The sequence below is a fragment of the Treponema sp. R6D11 genome (assembly GCF_054786075.1).
This window is the reverse complement of record NZ_BDHD01000340.1, coordinates 1-1,352: the sequence shown is the minus strand read 5'-3', so window position 1 is coordinate 1,352 and position 1,352 is coordinate 1. Positions and strand designations below refer to the sequence as shown.

Annotated in this window: 2 protein-coding genes; both read left to right on the top strand. The window is 32.2% G+C overall.

Going from position 1 to position 1,352, the window contains the following annotated elements:
- Window positions 1-202: 202 nt before the first annotated feature.
- The gene (locus ACYVTD_RS12920; protein ID WP_461248151.1) at window positions 203-829 is read left to right on the top strand and encodes an HNH endonuclease; all 627 of its coding nucleotides are present in this window, start codon (window positions 203-205) and stop codon (window positions 827-829) included.
- A 288-nt stretch (window positions 830-1,117) separates the two neighbouring features.
- A partial coding sequence (locus ACYVTD_RS12915; RefSeq protein ID WP_461248150.1) for a hypothetical protein occupies window positions 1,118-1,352 on the top strand: 235 nt, incomplete at its 3' end.

The following is a 1,352-nucleotide window of genomic DNA, read 5'->3' as shown; positions in this document are numbered from 1 at the left end:
GCTTCGCAGTTTCCTTATCGCAAAAGCAAAAACGTCAGTTACCGCCGGAACGTTAGGCGAAAGTTGCGCCAGAGCGCTATGGACAAAATAATATATATAATGTTATAATATGACTTCACAATATATTGTATATAATATGAGCATAAATATTATTGATACTTAGTAAATAGAGTTATTTCAAAGAAGGAGATTATTTAGTTTTATGTCTGAACGTAGAAATTTCACTAAAGATGAAGATTCCTATATTATTCAAAATTATTACACAGTTTTACATAAAAATATTGCTGAATATCTTGATAGAAAAATTAAATCAATTCGAAAAAGGGCTAAAAAACTTGGTCTTGACCCTAAAAAAATTAATCGACGATGGACACCTGAAGAGGATGAAATTATTCGGAATAGAGGAACAGAAACAATTAGTGATATTGCAAGAAAATTAGACAGATGTATATCAGAAACATGTAAAAGAGCAAAACATATCGGATGTGGATTTGCTGGAATTACAACAAGACGAAAAGACGGATATTTATATAAAAGAATACCAAATGGAGATGGAACGAGGACAACAGTTTGGAAACATATCGAAATTATTGAAAAGCATATTGGACGCTCACTTAAAAAACCGGAACTAGTACATCACATTGATTGTGATAAAGGAAACAATGAATTATCCAATTTATGGTTGTGTGGTTCTGTTGGAGAACATAGCAAGGCTCATCGTTCTCTTGAAAAGTTGTTGCCAATACTTATACGAGATGGAATTGTTAGTTTTAATCGTGAAAATGGGATATATGAATTATGTAAAAAAGAAACAATATCAGATAGCTAATTATTTCAAAAAATTATAGAAGCGCAACCATCGCCTAACAGGTCTGTAACTGCATCGCCGCCTTACGGCGGCTCGGGCTACGAAAAACAGTGTTCGGGCTTCGCCCTCTGCACTGTTTTTCTCCGCCACAGTTTTTTGCGCCCGTAAAATGCTTCGCATTTTCCTTATCGGGCGCAAAAAACCGTCAGTTACAGCCGGAACGTTATGCGTAATACCAAGCCAAAATTTATTTGAAAATATTTGGATATATAATATTGACAAAATATGGAATAAATAAGAATATGGAATATGCTCAATAAATTTATTAAATATGTCGGTGGAAATTTTGGAAATCCCAATGGAATTGCGGGAAATCTGTCTACAAAATTAATGAATATAATGAACCAAAGACAATATAAGGCAATATTAGATAATATAAATTTAGAACATAATGACATTATATTGGATATAGGGTTTGGCAACGGATATTTAATAAATAAATTATTCAAAAAAAATATCCCAATAAAAATATATGGAATAGAAA

Bases quoted from the DNA above. Each gene is read 5' to 3' on its own strand.
- ACYVTD_RS12920 (WP_461248151.1), top strand. From the start codon at position 203: ATGTCTGAACGTAGAAATTTCACTAAAGATGAAGATTCCTATATTATT.